The sequence below is a fragment of the Candidatus Nitrospira bockiana genome, assembly GCF_965152565.1.
Genome location: NZ_OZ224215.1, coordinates 2,142,289 through 2,158,374, shown reverse-complemented (window position 1 = coordinate 2,158,374; position 16,086 = coordinate 2,142,289). Strand labels below are relative to the sequence as shown.

Genomic DNA, 16,086 nt, shown 5'->3' with positions numbered 1-16,086 from the left:
CTGGGGTTCTATAACGGCCGTCCCCCCGCTGTAAAGACGGGGGCTCCTGTGCTTGATTCGCAGAGGCCGGCTCAGTAGAGTCGCGCGACGAACGGGCACGGGAGACGCCGCCTCGCATGGATTGCTCACCCAGTCGGGTCCGATGGCGCATCGCCGCACTGCTCTTTGCCATCAGCGTCGTGACCTATATCGACCGCGTGAATATTTCGGTGACCGCCCGGCAGATGATGCCCGCATTGGGTCTCACCGATGTGCAGATGGGCCATGTCTTCTCGGCCTTTTTCTTGGGCTACGCGCTGTTTCAGATCCCCGGCGGTTGGCTGGGAGATCGCTGGGGACCGCGGCGGGTGCTCAGTGGGGCGGTGATCTGGTGGTCGCTGTTCACCGCGCTCACCGCGGTGGCGGCGACGCTGCCCATCGCCGCCCTGCTCGGCATCGGCGGCTCGCTCATGTTGGTCCGGTTCTTGATCGGGATCGGCGAAGCCGCCGCGTTGCCGACCTTCAACCGCACGGTCGCCAACTGGCTGGCGCCGCAGGAGCGCGGGTTCGGCATCAGCCTGGCCATCGGCGGCATCGGCGTCGGAAGCGCGCTGACCCCGCCGGTCACCGCATGGTTGATGGTCAACTTCGGCTGGCAGACGGCCTTCTATGCGTCCTCGGCGATCGGCTTCCTCATCGCAGGGGCCTGGTATGTCTACGCCCGGGACCGGCCCACGGAGCATCCCCATGTCAACGCGGCGGAGGCGGCCCTCATCGCCGGTAAAAACGCGGCGCCGCGCCGGAACGGAGAGGCGGCGCCGGGTTGGCCCGCGCTCATCCGCTTCCCGACCACCTGGTGGTTGATCCTGAGCTATAGCTGCTTGGGGTACGTGGCGAACATCTTCATGTCGTGGTTTTACTTGTACGTGGTCAACATCCGCGGGTTCGGAGAGATGTCCGGCGCGTTTCTCGCCTCCGAGCCGTTCTTGATCATGGCTGCCTCGTGTCCGCTCGGCGGATGGGTGACCGATCGTCTGGTCGGCCGGGTGGGAACGACGCGCGGGCGCGCATGGGCCGGCGCTGCCGGCATGCTGCTCGCGGCGCTGTCGATCTTGATCGGTGCCGCCATCGATTCCCCCGCGCTGTCGATCGCCTTTTTGTCGATCGGGGCCGGATGGCTGTACTTCGCAGTCGGAGCGTATTGGTCCTCGACGGTCGACATCTCCAAAGCCCATGCGGGAACCCTCTCCGGTGTCATGAACACCGGGGCGAACTTGGGCGGGGTCGTCTCGGCGAGCGTGACGCCCTGGTTAGCCGGGGTCGCCGGATGGTCGTGGGCCCTTGCTCTCGCCGCACTGGTTGCCTTGCTCGGTGCACTGATGTGGCTGGGGATCAACCCAGGCGCTCGTCCTCCAGGGACCAGCCTGGAGCGACCGATGACCGTCGCTCCGCGGAGGTGACCGACCCCGCTTCTGTCGAAAGACAAAGTGTTCCTCGTCGGACAAGCGTGATCGCATTGAAACTTGCGTAATTGCCGTGAGTTCCGCTTGCCGCTCGGATTCGGAGGCCTTCCTGTCCGTGCAGGGGTCGACCTTGGGCTGAGGGTCCGACTTCACACTGAATGAGATCAAAGGAAATCGAGCACACCGGCCATCGCCTATCGGCGGCCCAGAACTTGTATTTCACGGCGGCAACGTTTTTCAGGCACGACCAAGAGTGCCCGATTAGTGTCCGATCAGATACAGGGGGACCAACGTGAACGGAATTCGTTTGCTGAAAACGCGTGATTTCGGCTTGCTGTGGTGGGGCCAAGTGACCTCGCAAGTGGGCGACACGCTGAACAAGGTCGCCCTCCTCTGGTTCGTCTATGAGCTGACCGGCTCGGCCTTGAAGATGACCGTGATCGGGCTGCTCCAGACGATCCCGCCTTTGGTGTTCGGGCCATTGTTGGGTGTCTACCTCGATCGATGGCGAAAAAAGGACGTGATGATCGCGGTCGACCTCGCTCGGACCGTCATGATCTTGTCGATTCCGTTGCTCTATGCCGCCGGCGAGCTAACCCTCGAGCGGCTCTACGTGCTGGTGTTCTTGGTTTCACTCGTGTCGACGATCTTCGGTCCCGCCCTGATGGCCAGCCTGCCGCTTCTCGTGAAGCCGTCGGAGCTCGTCGCCGCCAATGCTCTCATGCAGACGACCAACAACATCGGGCTGGTGGTGGGCCCGGCGGTGAGCGGATTGGGCATCGCCTTGGTCGGGGCGCAGAACGTCTTGTACATCGATGCGATCACGTTCTTGGTGTCGGCCGTCTGCTTGATCGGCGTCCGTCTCCGCCCCGAACCGCAGGACCGGCAGGCGGGCAGCCAGCCGTCGCTCCGGCATGAGCTGATCGCCGGATTCCGATTCGTCTTCGTCCAGCACCGTACGGTCGCCGTTCTCGTGCTCATCTCGGGGCTCTACCACCTGGGCGTCAGCGCCTTCGTCTTCCTCCTCCCCGTGTATACCAAAGAACACCTGCAAGTGGGGCCGATGCAGCTCGGGTGGCTCTGGTCCGGGCTTGGAGCCGGTATGCTGCTGACCTCGGCGTGGCTGGCATGGACGTCGCCGAAAAACAACGAGTCGCGGTTGCACACGATCGGGGGCGCGATGGCCATCGGCGGCTGTGCGATGTGCGCGTTGAGCATCCTGCAGACGACCGTTTTCGCGATGACGTTGATCATCGTCATCGGCGCGAGTACGGCGGTCTTCAACCCGATTGCCTTCGGCTTTCTCCAGGAGCTGACGCCGGCGCCGCTCCTCGGCCGCGTCCTGACGACCTTCAGCACGGGGGCGATGGCCTCCGCGATGGCCGGGATGGCGGGGTTCGGCTGGGCGGCCGACAACGTCGGCGCCTCCGTGAGCTTGGGCGTCTTGGGCGGCCTGCTGCTGGTGACGTCGGGGCTCGTCGTGTTCCTGACTCGGCAACGCTTCACCCGCGCCGTGCCCGCGCCCTCCTGTCCTCCCGCCGTCGGATGACGGCGAGCCGGCTTCACGATTCCCGTCCGGACGGCGGAGGGATACCCTCCGCCGCCTTGCCTATTCGCCCTCCGGCTTGTTACAGTCGGCGCCATGGGCCTCGCGTTCGAGAAGAAAAACCCTCGTGCCGTCATCTCGACCAAGTTCGGCGACATGTTGATCAAGTTCTATCCCGAGGACGCCCCCCGGCATGTCGAGAACTTCATCAACCTCGCCAAGCTGGGCTTCTACAACGGGCTCCGGTTCCACCGGGTCATTCCCGGCTTCATGATCCAGGGCGGCGATCCGATGAGCAAGAGTCCGGACCGTTCTCAGCATGGCACCGGGGGCCCCGGCTATGCTCTGCCGCCCGAGCCCAATGACCGACCGCACAAGCGTGGAGCGCTCTCCATGGCCAAGGTGCCGAGGGAGAGCAACAGCACCAGGGATTTCAACGACAGTGGATCGCAATTCTTCATTTGCGTGGCCGATTCCAGCGGGCTCGATCGCCGCTATACGGTCTTCGGGGAGGTGTATCGAGGGATCGAGGTCGCCGACAAGATCGTGGCCCTGCCGAGGGATGAACAAGACAATCCGTTCGAGGATGTCGAGATGCACATCACCGTGAAGGAGTAGCGGCGGCGGGACCCCGCTGCTTCCCGTCCTGATCGCCCCACGAAGTCCTCTCTGACCCCTTTGCTGTAGGTTGAAATGGTTTTCTACGCTTCCTCACTCGTGGATAGGCGCGGGCCGGCGTCTGCCGGACAATGCCCTCGTGAGCTGCGCGACACGGCAAGACCGTCCTCACGACGCCGTCGCTCGCTTTGGGATCGCCGTCCTACTCACCGCCGCTGTCGCGGGGTGCGCGGGTACGCCATCGGCGAGCCGACCGCGCGCGACTGACGAGGCCCCTTCCCCCGTTATCGCCGGCGAGGCCGATCCCACCGCTCTTCACATCGCTCAGGCCGCCTCGAAGTATCGCGCCAAGGACTACCCGGGATCCGTCGAGGCGGCCTCTCAGGCGATCCAGCATCATCCGCAGCACCCGGAACCCTACGCCATTCGAGCCGCTGGAAAGCTTCAGCTCGGCGATTATGCGGGCGCCGCACGGGATGCCTCCGAGTCGATTCGCCTGGATGGGAAGCACGTCGATCCGTACCTGATTCGCGCGGTCGCCAGATACCACCTTCAGGACTACCACGGATCGCTCGAAGACAATACCCAAGCCCTGGCACTCGCGCCGAGCCAGGTCCTCGCGTATGCGAATCGCGCGGGAACGAAGCGGAAGCTGGGTGACCTCGAAGGCGCCTTGGCCGATCTCACTCAGATCCTTTCTCTCTCCCCCAACAGCGGCTGGGCGCACCTCCTGCGGGGCTCGGTGCACGTCGACCTCGGCCGGTGGACTGCCGCACTGGAGGATTATGACCGGGTGGTCGCCTTGGGTGCGGGCGACGCGGATGTGTACAGCAGCCGCAGCAACGTCAAGCTGCAGCTCGGCGATCTTCCCGGTGCGCTCCACGACGCGGACGCCGCCTTGAAGCTCGACCCTCGCCATGCAGGCGCCCATGTCGGACGGGCCTGGGTGGCGCTGCTCACTGGGGACCTCCCCGGCGCGCGCGCCGACATCGACCGGGCGTTGCAGTACAACCCGTCCCTCCCGGCCGCGTACATCCTGTGCGCCGAAGCGGACCTCCGGATGGGCCGGACCCCGCACGCCGTCGACGACCTCACCCGGGCCATCGGGCTCGGGGAGCGGAACGCTCATCTTTATGTGACGCGGGGGAAGGCTGAAGTGCGGCTTGGGCGGACCGGCGAGGCGGTGGCCGACTTCTCCGAAGCGATCCGGCTGGCTCCCGGCGACGCACCCAGCCACGCTCACCGCGGCTGGGCGCGGTTCCTGCTCGACGACACGCGAGGGGCGATCGAAGACCTCGCCAAGGCGATCGAGCTCAACCCTCAATACGAGTACGCGTATGCCGCGAAAGGCCGGGTCGAGTTGACCTTACGTGAATACGAAGCGGCGATCCACGACACGACCCGGGCCGTCGCCATCGCCCCGCGCTATGCCGAGCCCTACATGCTACGGGGGTTGGCCAAATTGGAGCTGGGCGACTTGATCGGCGCATTACAAGACACGTCACTATCGATCACGTTGGACACCACCAACGCCGAAGCGTACTTGGCCCGCGGCCTCGTCTACCTCGCCTTGGACCAGCCGAATGCCGCGCGCAGTGATTTTTCCAAGGCGGACCAGCTCTCGCCCAACCTGCTCGACGAGCTCCGCGGACCACGCTTCGAGAAGAGAAAAACGTAGCGGAAGAGCGATGGCGGTGGTGCGTCCGAGTCCCTCTCCTCTCCGAAGAGCAAGCGGGAAGAAGCCTCGAGCAGGACGCCGGGTGAACGAACGTGGGACCGGGGAGCCCCGGAGGGCGTCCGGCTGGTTCAGAAGAAGACGATACTGGCGTACGTGACGGTGGAGTTGAACTGGTCGGTCACGCCTCGGTCGTAGCGCAACACCTCGCCCTTGTCCGCCTGGATCAGCCGCAGCACCGTGTAAATCGGCGCGAAGCCCGAGATCCGGCGCGCATTCCCTTCCCGTCGGATGAACGTGGCGAAGGCATCCGGATCGAGCTCCTCGACGTGCTTGAGCATTTCGAGGTCCGCCTGCATGCACTTATGGAAGGAGAAATCGGTGGGCGGCTTGTTGTCTCCATACCGCATGCCGATGTGGGCGAGCTCGGCGCTCGCGACAAAACACGGCTCTTTCCCCGACTCGGCGATCGCTTCACGCATGATCGTGGTGAACAGGTCCACCCGGTCCTTCAACTCACGGTCGCTGAAGTCGTCGGGGGAAAAGGCAGCGAGCACCGGTACGATGCTGATGGGCTTCTTGCGTCCGACGAGGTGCTGGAGAAAGGGAAGCTGAAACTCGATCGTGTGCTCGTTCTTGTGGCTGAGGTCCTCTTCGAAAAAGAGGTCCCCGCCTTTCTTCCTGATCCGCTCCAGCACGTCCCGGTCCACCGGAACCGTCCCCAACGGGGTCTGAAAATCCTTATCGGTCAGTGCAAATCCGTGCCCTAACCCCGTATGGCACGTCCCGACGACGACGAACAGGTCCCCGGTCTCCGCCTCCTGCACTTCTTTGTACGCCCATGCGTACACGGGCCCGGCCTGCCGGACATCGTAATGGGGCGCCACGATTCCTTTCAGGCGCTTGCCCTGGTTGACCGACGGCTTGATCTCAGGGCCTTCCTTCGACGTGAAGAAGCCCTCGATCTCACGCCGGAGCTGTGCGGGCTCCGCGGCGTAGGCTTTTCCGGCATACACGGCCGGCCTGACGGGTGCCGCCCGATAGGCGTCGACGGCCTGCTGCTTGGCCGCGGCCGCCCGCTCGCCATCGAGGAAGAGCTTCTCGTCCAGGTCCCGAACAAGCGTGTCCAACCGGTCGGGCATGAGAAATTCCCCGAACTTCCGCAAATACTCGGCGCCGATCTGCTCCAGCGAATGCTCGCCATCGAAGAATTGAAGGATGTAAAAATAATTCAACGGGACGATGAGCTTGTCGCGGCTCAGCCCCGAGGGGTCCCACAACACAACGTATTGCTCGTCGTCCTGTTTGAGCGGCGAAAACTGAAGATTCCGCAACAGCGGGAACTGGCGAGGGTCTTTGGCCGGCGTCGTCATCGGAGCATGGTACCCGAGGGGGCGTCGTGCCTGCAACCGCCTCGAGACGGGTCGGGACGCCGAAACGGCGACGGCGTGGCCGCCAATGCACCCACGCCAAGCCATGGTCGCTTCACTGGTCCACCGAGCCGGCCGGCTGCCGCCGTGCCCAGAGGACGAGTAGCACAATGGTCGCGATGCCGACGACCAGCGAGGCGCCGCCGTACTGAGGGCCGGCAAATTCGATCAGATCGGTCAGCCGGCCGATCAACAAGGACATGCGCGCCATGACCGTGTAGCCGAAGGCGGCGCCGAAGGCGATCATGAGGAAGAGGATGCCGGTCCGGGCGGCGACGCGCACGGCCCCGGTGTGCTCGATCGAAAAGAAAAAGTAGAAGAGGACGGAGGTGACGCCGACCAGCAGGACGATCGCGTTCAGATTGCTGGCCGGGTTCAACACGCTCGCCGTGAAGCTCAAGCCGTCGGGGGTCATGGAGAGGAGCGGCCTCACGGTGTCTTCGATCTGCTTGAGGATATAGGACGAGATCACACGCGGGATCGCCAGGCCCGATCCGACCCCGACGACGAAGGCGAAGGCGATGCGCGAAAGCCAGGCCGCTTTGGGGACGTACCGGGCGAGCATCAGGACGCCGATGCCCAGGGGCACCAACAGCGAGAAGTCCCCTTCCTTGACGATCGGGTCGTAGATCAACCGAACCACGACCGTATCGTAGGCTTTGACGATCGTGTAGCCGACCGAGATCCCCACATAGAGGTGCTCGGCAAGCTTGAAGAGCGGGTTGTCCTTGTAGAGGAACGTAAAGATGAAGATCGTGAGCCCGGTGGCGACCCAGGCGCCGAGCAGCATGTCGAAGCTCATGCCTGCTCCTCCCGCGGCTTCGACGACCGCAAGACGAGATAGAAGACGTTACAGAGGATCACGAGGCCGATGATCGTGAAGTGGGTCACGGACTGAGCATCCATCCCGGCCACCGCCCTCCCCTTCTTGCCGATGAGCACTTCGTACTCGGCGGCTCCGCGTAATCCGCCGATCAAGCCGTTGATCTGGCCGCTGCGGAGCAAGGGATACAGACCGGGGGCGATCACCCCGGTACACCCCCCGCCCAACTCGAAGCGATACTTGTCCTTCCCGAACACGTACCAGGTTTCGATGCCCGCCGTCCCGGCTGCGAGGCTGACGACGTAATTCACGTCCCGGAGCGTCTGGACTCCCTGCAGCACCGGCAGCTCCCTCGTGGGCTTCCCGTAGTAGTCACTCGGAAACGCCCGATACAGATCTTGCCCCATCGTGATGATGAGCGAGCTCACCCCGGGGCTCCAGCCGAGAAAGACGTAGTCCCGTCCGCTCTCCTTCCCCATCTCCTTGGCGACCTGCGTGATGACCTGGTCCGCCATGCCGGTCCCCGAGACCCAGAGGGTCATCCCGATCACCCGCAGGTTCCTCTTGAAGGCATGGCGCAGGAGCGCAATGGCCTGTGGGTACAGCTCGGGCTTGGAGGCCGGGTCGAAGTCGAGCGACAAGAGAAAGATCGAGCCTTCGGGCAAACTTTCGATGTAGTCGTAGACCCCCCGGACCTCCGGGGAGACCCGGATGGCCAGCCCGACCGGAAAGAGGAGCGGGACCAAGGTGCAGAGCCCGATCAGCAGGAAGATGATCCGGCGATCGATCCGGAGCATTTTCTCGGCGAAGGTCATGGAGCGAGGCCTCGTTAGCCGTGACTGCGTTATTCGTGACTCGTTAACCGTAAATAGACCGGAGCGCTGAATTCAAGACCTCCGTGTAACGAAGAACGATTCACGATGAACCTCATTCCTTCCCGCCCCCCAGATACGCACGCTCCACGCCGAAGATGATCTTCAGCGACAGGGCGACCGCCCCCAGGCTGATCCCGATGAGAATGGCCCGGCGCACCGAGGCGTTCAGGACGTTGAGGACCCACTGCGTGATGTCGCCGGTGATCGGGACCAGATGCTCGCCGAGCGGCACCCGCCCCATCATCACGATCACGGCGGCGATCAGCAGAACGGCCGCTTCACGGCTGCGCGCCCGAAAGGAGCGATAGGCCGCCGACGCGATGAAAAAGGCGAGGAGCGCGAACATCGTCCCCTGGAGCGGGACCATCGTATAGGAGTAGATCCAGCCGAAGGCGGTCATGGCGCCGTCCGCCGACTCTTTGCCGTGCACCCACAGTCCGACCGCAATCGTCCCCAGCATCCCGGCGTACAGGACGAAGCTGTACCCCCATCCCGGCTCTCGCCGGCGGATTTTCACCGCATGCTGATGGAACAGGCTCGTCACGCCGAGCACGAGCGCGAACCCCCCGATGATCTGGAGCCACTTGTTGACCGTGGTCAGAAGATCTTCGGAGGCCGGGTGCGGCACGTAGTACTGCGCGATGAACAGGAGACCCATCACGAACGTAATCAGGAGCGGGAGCTGGCGGCGGAGGACGTTCACTTCAGATCCTTGAAGACATCGAGGAACACGGAGGGCCACTCGGCGCTCGTGACGACCCCGACGGTGGCCAGACACGTGCCGATCAGAATCACCGCCAGCACGATCCCCTTGCCGATGTCCTGCCCCCGCAACGTCCCGACCTGCACCGGCTCCCGTGACAGGTAGGCGCTCGCGGCGTACAGCTCCTCGCCGATCAACGTGTAGTCGCAGGTCGTCACGAAGAACGGCAATTGATGATCCGAGTCGGTTCCGGCGATTTGAATGGCCCCGGTGCTGGCGCCCGTTTCCGTCAACAGCAGCGACTCGGCGAAATAGGAGCCCATGAAAAAGTTCGCCGCCGGCTTCTTGCGGAGCATCAAGCCGTCCACCGCCGCGGTATAGCTGAACTGATCGGTCGTGATGAAGAAGTTGGAGTCATCCTTGAAGGCATCGGGCTTCCCGGCTTCCAGATACGACTGTTTCGTGATCTCCTGGCACACGGCCATGACGATCGGGTCGCGATGCGGCACCATCAGATCGGTCTCGTACGCCGCGACCCGCTTGGCGACGCGGCCCAAAATCACGGCGGCCGCCAGGGTGGAGGGCTCGCTCATGTCGCCGGCGCCGGTCAGGTAGAGAATGGGCTTGCCCAACTCGGTCGCCCGTCCGATCGCCTCGTCGACGGCATCGAGCCCCGGGATCCGCCGGAGGAAGATCTCCCGGCGCTTGGCCTGTTGGATGGACCCGAAGACCAACCCTCCGAACACGAGCACGATCACCAAGTTGTTCATCTGGTTCCAGTTGATCCAGTTCGGTTGGGGCACGACCCGTACGGGCTCCGCGGCCGCCCGCTCGTCGCCGGTGACCGCGACCACGGTGACGAGATAGGACACCCCGTCCTTCAGCTCGATCCCCTTCCCCGACTTGATCAGGAAAAAATGGTCGTCGCGCTTGCCCAACCGCGTCCACCACGGCAGCTTTGCGTCGCGCAGGTAGTGCGAGTCGGATGCGAATTCGGCGACGACCTTCCCTTCCGCTCCCGTATCCCCGTTCGCCACCCGGATCTGATACTTCATCCCCGGGCCGTCACGGGGAGTCGCGGGCCAGACCACGGAAATCGCTCCACCGCCATCGCTCGGGGTGTCGAAGGCCTCCACGCGTTGAGGGACAGACGGGGCGGCATGGACATCGACGAGCCGGAAGACGAAGACAAGGAGGAGCGCCGCGAAGGAGAGAGGAACGAGTCGCATCAATGGTCTCCCGCCGCTAGCCCTCGATGATCTCGACGTTAGCTCGCGGGATCGTGGCGACCGACTGATCGGGAAACCTCACTTGGAGGACGCGCACCTCACTTTCGGTCTCGATCTTCGTGAGGTCGGGCGGAAGCGCCGCGACCTGACCGATCCGGCCGAACAAGGGATCGCGAATGATCCGGACCTGATCGCCGATCTTCAGCCCCCCGCGCGCGGTCTCGACGCCGGCGCCGGCCGACACGCCCGCCGCTCCGTCGGCTTTGGCAATGATGATTTCCGGCCGGATCACGCCGGCACGGATCTGAGTCGCGCCGGAGAGCGAGGCCTTCTGCCCGGCATGCGCCTGCAAGAGCCGAAAGGTCTTCGCCGCCATCGGAATCGTTCCAAACCCTTCGGTCAACACGAGCGTGAAGCCCACGCGCTCGGTGCCGGTGATCGCAACCCCGAGGTCGTATCCCAGCAGCTCCCGCAGGTCTTTGTCGTGGATCCCTCCGATCACGAGCCCTGCGACGCCGATGTCCTTCGCCCGCTGCATGGTGTCTGCGCCGAGAAACGAGCCGCCGACCACGATCTGCCCTTTCATCGACGGGGTGATCCGCTCGGGAGTCAGCGCGTCGTCCGGCGCACCGACCGCAACGACCACCTGGCCCCACGTTTCCCCGCCGATCCCGAAAATGCCTTGGATCAACGTACAGGCCGTCTCCACGGTCACGCCTTGCCCGGGGTGGACCTCGACGACGACGCCGTCGAGATATCCGAGGAGATCGAGCGACTTCGGCGGTTCACGCAACAAGACCTGACCGGTCACGGTGGAGACCGAGTCCAAGGTGCCCGCGATCGGCGATCTGACCTCCGTCTTGAACCAGGAGATGAACGGCTTGTTCGCGGCGATCACCTCGTCCTTGCCGACCGGTTCGCCCGTCTTCTTGGTCAAATAGTCGCCGATCTCGTCCGGCGCCACCCCGAGCAGGTTCGCGACATTCACCGCGTGGACCTTGCCCGGCAATTCCGTCCGTGCGACGACCGTATCCGCCTGCACGCGATCACCGGATCGAACGAGCACGCTGCCGGGAATCGGCAAGAGCCGCCGCTTCCGCACCACCGTGTGCTCGGTGACCGTCAACCCTGGCGTGTAAGAATGGCCCATACCGACACTGGTGCGCGCTGAACGGTGGATGACGAATTCACAGAACTCGAAGCGCAGGGCACCCGATGACGACCGAAAGAACCGTTCAGCACATTCATCACTCTGTGCTGATCCTTCTCACTTGGGATACAGCTCCACCGCTCGATGCCATTTGGTGAGCGCGGCGACTCGTGCCCGCGGATCGGCCGGCAGGTGGAGCGGTCGCCCCCGCCCGTCGAGCAGGAGCCCGACGACTCCGCCCTTGATGGGACGCGTCACCGGCGCGCCCTTCCCTTCCCCCAGGTCGACCCCCTTGGCCGGCCGGGCCTCCAGACGAGCGCGCTCGTCGAGCGCGACGGGGATCAACTTGAGCTCGCCGAACGCGACGGACCCCGTCTCGGCCGGGCGGCCTTCCTCGAAGGCGAGCGTATAGTCGAAACACCGCTCGCCGTTCCCGCCCTGCCCGATCGGGGCGACGCACGTTCCCAGATAAACGAGGCAATCCTTCACGAACACGTCGGTCGCCGCCTGCTCGTTCACCGTCGACAACACCCCGAGGTGCGGCATCATGAAAATGCTGTCCACCGCGAGCGTCGTGACCCCGAGGGGCTCATAGGCATCGATCATCATCAGCATCGACTGCACCCGGCGCGGCGCATGGGACAGGATTCCCCCGCTCCCGACGACCAGGTCCAACGCCCGCATGTCGATGAGCGTACGCCCCGACGCCTTTTGCTCGAAAATATCCGAGATGGTCCGCTCCTGCTGGACGCCTTTCAAGCCGGTGGCCAGCGATTTGTGGTGCTCGAGCGCCAACCGCAGCGCTTCCCGGGCGATGGCATGCTCGATCTGCAACTCATCCAACGTCTGAGGGATCGTCGTCGGCCGGATCATCTTGTTCTTGATCCGGTTGCGCAGCGTCTGCTCCTCGATCGAGAACGGCACCCAGCGCATGATGTTGGCCAGTCCCGCCTCGGCCAAGACGTTGGAGATGCTGTACGACATCCCGAGATTCGCGCTGACCGTCCGATTGAACACGCCGCCGAAGACCGAGAAGACATCGGTCGTGGCGCCTCCGATGTCGACGCCGATCAGGTTGATGCCGTCCCGCCGAGCGAGGCTCTCCATGATCATCCCGACCGCGGCGGGCGTCGGGATGATCGGGGCGCCGGCCCAGGAGATCAGTTTCTTGTACCCGGGCGCCTGCGCCATGACGTGCTCGAGGAATAGATCGTGGATCTTGTTGCGGGCGGGCGCAAGGTTCTCGCGCTCAAGTACCGGCCGGATGTTCTCCGTGATGGTCAGCGCGGTCTTGCTTCCGAGGATCTCCTTGATCCGCTCGCGCGCGTCCTTGTTGCCGGCATAGATGAGCGGGAGGTTGTAGCTCAAGCCGAGGCGCGGGCGGGGCTCCGCGGCGGCGATGTATTCCGCCATCTCCACCACGTGGGTGACCGTCCCGCCGTCGGTCCCGCCCGACAACAGGATCATGTCCGGGCGCAGGGAGCGAATCCGTTCGATCTTCTCGTGCGGCAGTCGACCGTCGTTCGAAGCGAGCACGTCCATGACGATCGCGCCGGCGCCGAGCGCGCAGCGTTGGGCGCTCTCTCCGGTCATGCTTTGCACGGCGCCGGCCACCATCATCTGCAACCCCCCGCCGGCGCTGCTGGTCGAGATATAGATGTCGACGCCGGTCTTCGGATCGCCGCCGCTGCCGCTCGGTGTGATGATCCGCTCGCCGTCGAGGATCGTTCGGCCGGACAACTCTTCGACTTCGGCGATCGCGTTCAGCACGCCGCGGGTCACGTCTTCGAACGGGGCCTCGACGGTCGTCGGCGCCTCGCCGCGGAAGGTCTGGCGATACCCGTCCGGCGTCTTCTCGATCAGAATCGCTTTCGTGGTGGTGCTGCCGCAGTCGGTGGCGATGATGGTCTGCAGCGGGCGATCGGCGGACGCGGCAACCGTCATCGTGGCTTTGCGACCCGCTGGGTGTCCGCCCGGCTTTCGATCAAGGCCGCCAATCGGGGGAGGGTGTCACGGCGCTCGAGCAGGACGGCTACGCGTTCGAGGTCGCGGTGCGGGAACACGACCTCGAGCAGCGGCGTGAAAAAGTGCAGGGCCTGACTGCCGAGAAAATTCATGGGTCCCATCGATTCGAGAAACAGGACCGCCGGGGTCGCCATCCCGCGCTGGACGACGGTCTCCGCCACGCGCTCGAGCAGCGCCAGGTCCTGGGTGGACAAGGGCTGCCCTTCGGGCGTCACCGCGAAGGCGTGGCGTACCCGAGCCACGAAGCCCTGGAGGGCGTGGGCGAAATTGTCCTTGGAAATCACCATGCTCAGAAGGGACGGCGGACGCGCGAAATCATTATATGGAGGGGGTGGAAGAGAGTCAATTGAAGAGCACGCCCGCGGCTGCGCTACACCTGCTGCTCCGCATGATAGGAGCTTCTCACCAAGGGCCCCGATTCCACGTGCCGGAAGCCCATCGCGAGGCCCTCATCCTTCAATCGAGCGAACTCCTCGGGATGATAGAAGCGTGCGACGGGGAGGTGATGCGCCGTGGGTTGCAGATATTGGCCGATCGTCAGGATGTCGCACCCGATCCGGTGCAGATCCCGCATCACCTCGCGGGTCTCCTCGATCGTTTCCCCCATGCCGACGATCAAACCCGATTTCGTTCGGGCCCCCATCCGCTTGGCGCGGTCCAGCAACTCGATCGAGCGATCGTATTTCCCTTGCGGCCGGATGCTCGGAAACAGCCGGCGGACGGTCTCGATGTTATGGTTGAGAATGTCCGGCCGTTCATCGACCACCACGGCCAAGGCCGCGAGATCGCCTTCGAAATCCGGGATCAAGACCTCGACGGCACAGGTCGGCCTTGCCCGCCGGATCTCCCGGATCGTCTCCGCAAAGACCTCGGCTCCACCGTCGTCGAGCTCGTCCCGGTTGACCGACGTGATCACGGCATGTCGAAGCCCCAGGGCCTCGACCGCCGCCGCGACGCGGCGCGGCTCCTCCCGATCGAGTGGAAGCGGGCGTCCGGTCGTCACTGCGCAATAGTGACAACGCCGCGTGCAGATGTCCCCGAGGATCAAGAACGTCGCCGTGCGGTTGTTCCAGCACTCCCAGACGTTGGGACACCGCGCCTCCTCACAAATCGTGTGCAGGTCGAGCCGGTCCATGATCGCGCGGATGTCCCGGTAGTCGGGGCCTTGCCGGATCTTCACCTTGAACCATGGCGGCAGTCGCGGTCGGCCCCGCTCTCGCCCCGCCGGGCCGTCGGGTTCCCGGCCCCCTCCCCGGACTTGATCGATCGGCACGAAGCTCATTGGGCCTCTTCTGAAAGGAGCACTTCCACGGGGTGCTCGACGATCCGCTTGAGCTCGTGGAGGAACTTGGCCGCCTGCATGCCGTCCAGCGCCCGGTGATCGCAGGACAGCGTCACGTTCATTCGGCGGCCTACTGTCACTGTACCATGGGCTACGACCGGCGTCTCACGGATCGCCCCGACGGCCAGGGCGGCCGCCTGAGGGGGCATGAGGACCGCGATGAAGTCGTCGACATCGAACATCCCGAGGTTCGAAATCGTGATCGTCGCGTCCGCATACTCTTCGGGCTTGAGCCGCCGGGCCCGCGCGCGCTCGATCAGGTCGTGCGTTTCCGAAGAAATCTGCCAGAGTGATTTGCCGCCGCAGTCGCGGACCACCGGGGTGATGAGCCCCTCTTCCAATCCAACCGCCACGCCGACGTCGATCCGGCCATGATAGATCAGCTTGTCTCCCGCGAAGGACACGTTGATCTCCGGGTGCTTCGTCAACGCGAGCGCCACGGCTTTGACCAGCACGTCGGTGACGCTCGGGTGCGGCCGCCGGGTCTGCTTGATCTGGGCCCGGAGCCGCTCGACCTCGTCCATGGCAATGTTCGCGGTGAGATAGAAATGGGGAACCGGGGCCTTGCTCTCGGTCATCGTGCGGGCGATCGCCTTTCGCATCTGGCTCAGCGGTCGCTCCGCTCGACCCGCCGGCGACGGCGTCGGACGCCGGACGTCGAGGTCGCGCTCGATGATGCGTCCATCGGGGCCGGACCCCTTGATGGTCCGGAGATCGATTCCCCGTTCGGCCGCCAGCTTCCGGGCCCGCGGCGAGGCCTTGATCTCTGGCGGCGACTCGGGCTCCCGCGCGCGCGCGGCGTCGCCTGTCGCTTCCACGCTCGGTTCGGCCTTCATCTCCGCCGAACGGCCCGGTTTCACCTCTGGACCCGCCCCTTTCCCGGTGCTGATCGAGTCTTCCAACGCCGGCTTGATGTCTTCGTCCGGATCGGCGATGACGGCGATCAATGCGCCCGACTTCACGGTCTGCCCGGGCTCGGCCAGAATCTTGCGCAACGTACCGGACCCGAACGCCTCCAAGTCCATCACGGCCTTGTCGGTCTCGATCTCGGCCAGCACATCTCCCGACGCCACGGTCTCGCCTTCACGCTTTTTCCAGTTGAGCACGACGCCCTCTTCCATGGTATCGGTCAGCTTGGGCATGACTACGCGCGTCGCCATAGTAACTCCATGCAGCGGCCGAAACAGGCCTCCCACAGCGCTCTCGCCTCGTCCCCATCCTCAACGGC

General features: G+C 64.6%; 14 protein-coding genes. 4 read left to right on the top strand and 10 right to left on the bottom strand.

What is annotated here, in order from left to right; all coding sequences use genetic code 11:
* Nucleotides 1-116: 116 nt before the first annotated feature.
* The 4 genes from ACWHYV_RS10535 to ACWHYV_RS10520 all read left to right on the top strand — a co-directional run bounded on the left by ACWHYV_RS10535 (nt 117) and on the right by ACWHYV_RS10520 (nt 5,284).
* A complete protein-coding gene (locus ACWHYV_RS10535) occupies nt 117-1,439 on the top strand; it encodes an MFS transporter (RefSeq protein WP_447980596.1) in 1,323 nt (440 codons plus the stop codon).
* Between the two features lie 295 nt (nt 1,440-1,734).
* Nucleotides 1,735-2,991 carry an MFS transporter gene (locus ACWHYV_RS10530; RefSeq protein ID WP_447980595.1) on the top strand — a complete coding sequence of 419 codons (1,257 nt, stop codon included), beginning with the start codon at nt 1,735-1,737 and terminating at the stop codon, nt 2,989-2,991.
* Nucleotides 2,992-3,084: 93 nt separating this feature from the next.
* A complete protein-coding gene (locus tag ACWHYV_RS10525) occupies nt 3,085-3,606 on the top strand; it encodes a peptidylprolyl isomerase (protein ID WP_447980594.1) in 522 nt (173 codons plus the stop codon).
* Nucleotides 3,607-3,745: 139 nt separating this feature from the next.
* Nucleotides 3,746-5,284, top strand: coding sequence for a tetratricopeptide repeat protein (locus ACWHYV_RS10520; protein WP_447980593.1), 1,539 nt, complete (start codon nt 3,746-3,748; stop codon nt 5,282-5,284).
* Between the two features lie 128 nt (nt 5,285-5,412).
* Here the strand turns inward: ACWHYV_RS10520 and amrB are convergent, their stop codons facing one another.
* From amrB to ACWHYV_RS10470, 10 genes are all read right to left on the bottom strand, one after another.
* Nucleotides 5,413-6,654, bottom strand: a complete 1,242-nt coding sequence (gene amrB / locus ACWHYV_RS10515) for an AmmeMemoRadiSam system protein B (protein ID WP_447980592.1) — start codon at nt 6,652-6,654, stop codon at nt 5,413-5,415.
* Between the two features lie 112 nt (nt 6,655-6,766).
* The gene (locus tag ACWHYV_RS10510; RefSeq protein ID WP_447980591.1) at nt 6,767-7,513 is read right to left on the bottom strand and encodes a hypothetical protein; all 747 of its coding nucleotides are present in this window, start codon (nt 7,511-7,513) and stop codon (nt 6,767-6,769) included.
* Complete coding sequence (locus tag ACWHYV_RS10505) at nt 7,510-8,349, bottom strand: hypothetical protein (protein WP_447980590.1); 840 nt, start codon at nt 8,347-8,349, stop codon at nt 7,510-7,512. The genes ACWHYV_RS10510 and ACWHYV_RS10505 overlap by 4 nt, the downstream gene beginning before the upstream one ends.
* A gap of 112 nt (nt 8,350-8,461) precedes the next feature.
* Nucleotides 8,462-9,112: a hypothetical protein gene (locus tag ACWHYV_RS10500; protein WP_447980589.1), complete on the bottom strand. Its 651-nt coding sequence runs from the start codon at nt 9,110-9,112 to the stop codon at nt 8,462-8,464.
* Entirely contained in the window at nt 9,109-10,341 is a 1,233-nt protein-coding gene (locus ACWHYV_RS10495; RefSeq protein ID WP_447980588.1) for a DUF6754 domain-containing protein, read from the bottom strand. Before ACWHYV_RS10495 ends, ACWHYV_RS10500 begins: the two co-directional genes overlap by 4 nt.
* Nucleotides 10,342-10,357: 16 nt before the next feature.
* The gene (locus ACWHYV_RS10490) at nt 10,358-11,491 is read right to left on the bottom strand and encodes a hypothetical protein (RefSeq protein ID WP_447980587.1); all 1,134 of its coding nucleotides are present in this window, start codon (nt 11,489-11,491) and stop codon (nt 10,358-10,360) included.
* Nucleotides 11,492-11,608: 117 nt separating this feature from the next.
* The gene (locus ACWHYV_RS10485) at nt 11,609-13,435 is read right to left on the bottom strand and encodes a glutamate mutase L (protein WP_447980586.1); all 1,827 of its coding nucleotides are present in this window, start codon (nt 13,433-13,435) and stop codon (nt 11,609-11,611) included.
* Nucleotides 13,432-13,803: a hypothetical protein gene (locus tag ACWHYV_RS10480; RefSeq protein ID WP_447980585.1), complete on the bottom strand. Its 372-nt coding sequence runs from the start codon at nt 13,801-13,803 to the stop codon at nt 13,432-13,434. Before ACWHYV_RS10480 ends, ACWHYV_RS10485 begins: the two co-directional genes overlap by 4 nt.
* Nucleotides 13,804-13,886: 83 nt before the next feature.
* Nucleotides 13,887-14,798 (bottom strand): lipoyl synthase, encoded by a 912-nt coding sequence (gene lipA, locus ACWHYV_RS10475; RefSeq protein ID WP_447980584.1) that lies wholly within the window; start codon nt 14,796-14,798, stop codon nt 13,887-13,889.
* Nucleotides 14,795-16,018, bottom strand: a complete 1,224-nt coding sequence (locus tag ACWHYV_RS10470; RefSeq protein ID WP_447980583.1) for a dihydrolipoamide acetyltransferase family protein — start codon at nt 16,016-16,018, stop codon at nt 14,795-14,797. The genes lipA and ACWHYV_RS10470 overlap by 4 nt, the downstream gene beginning before the upstream one ends.
* Nucleotides 16,019-16,086 lie beyond the last annotated feature (68 nt).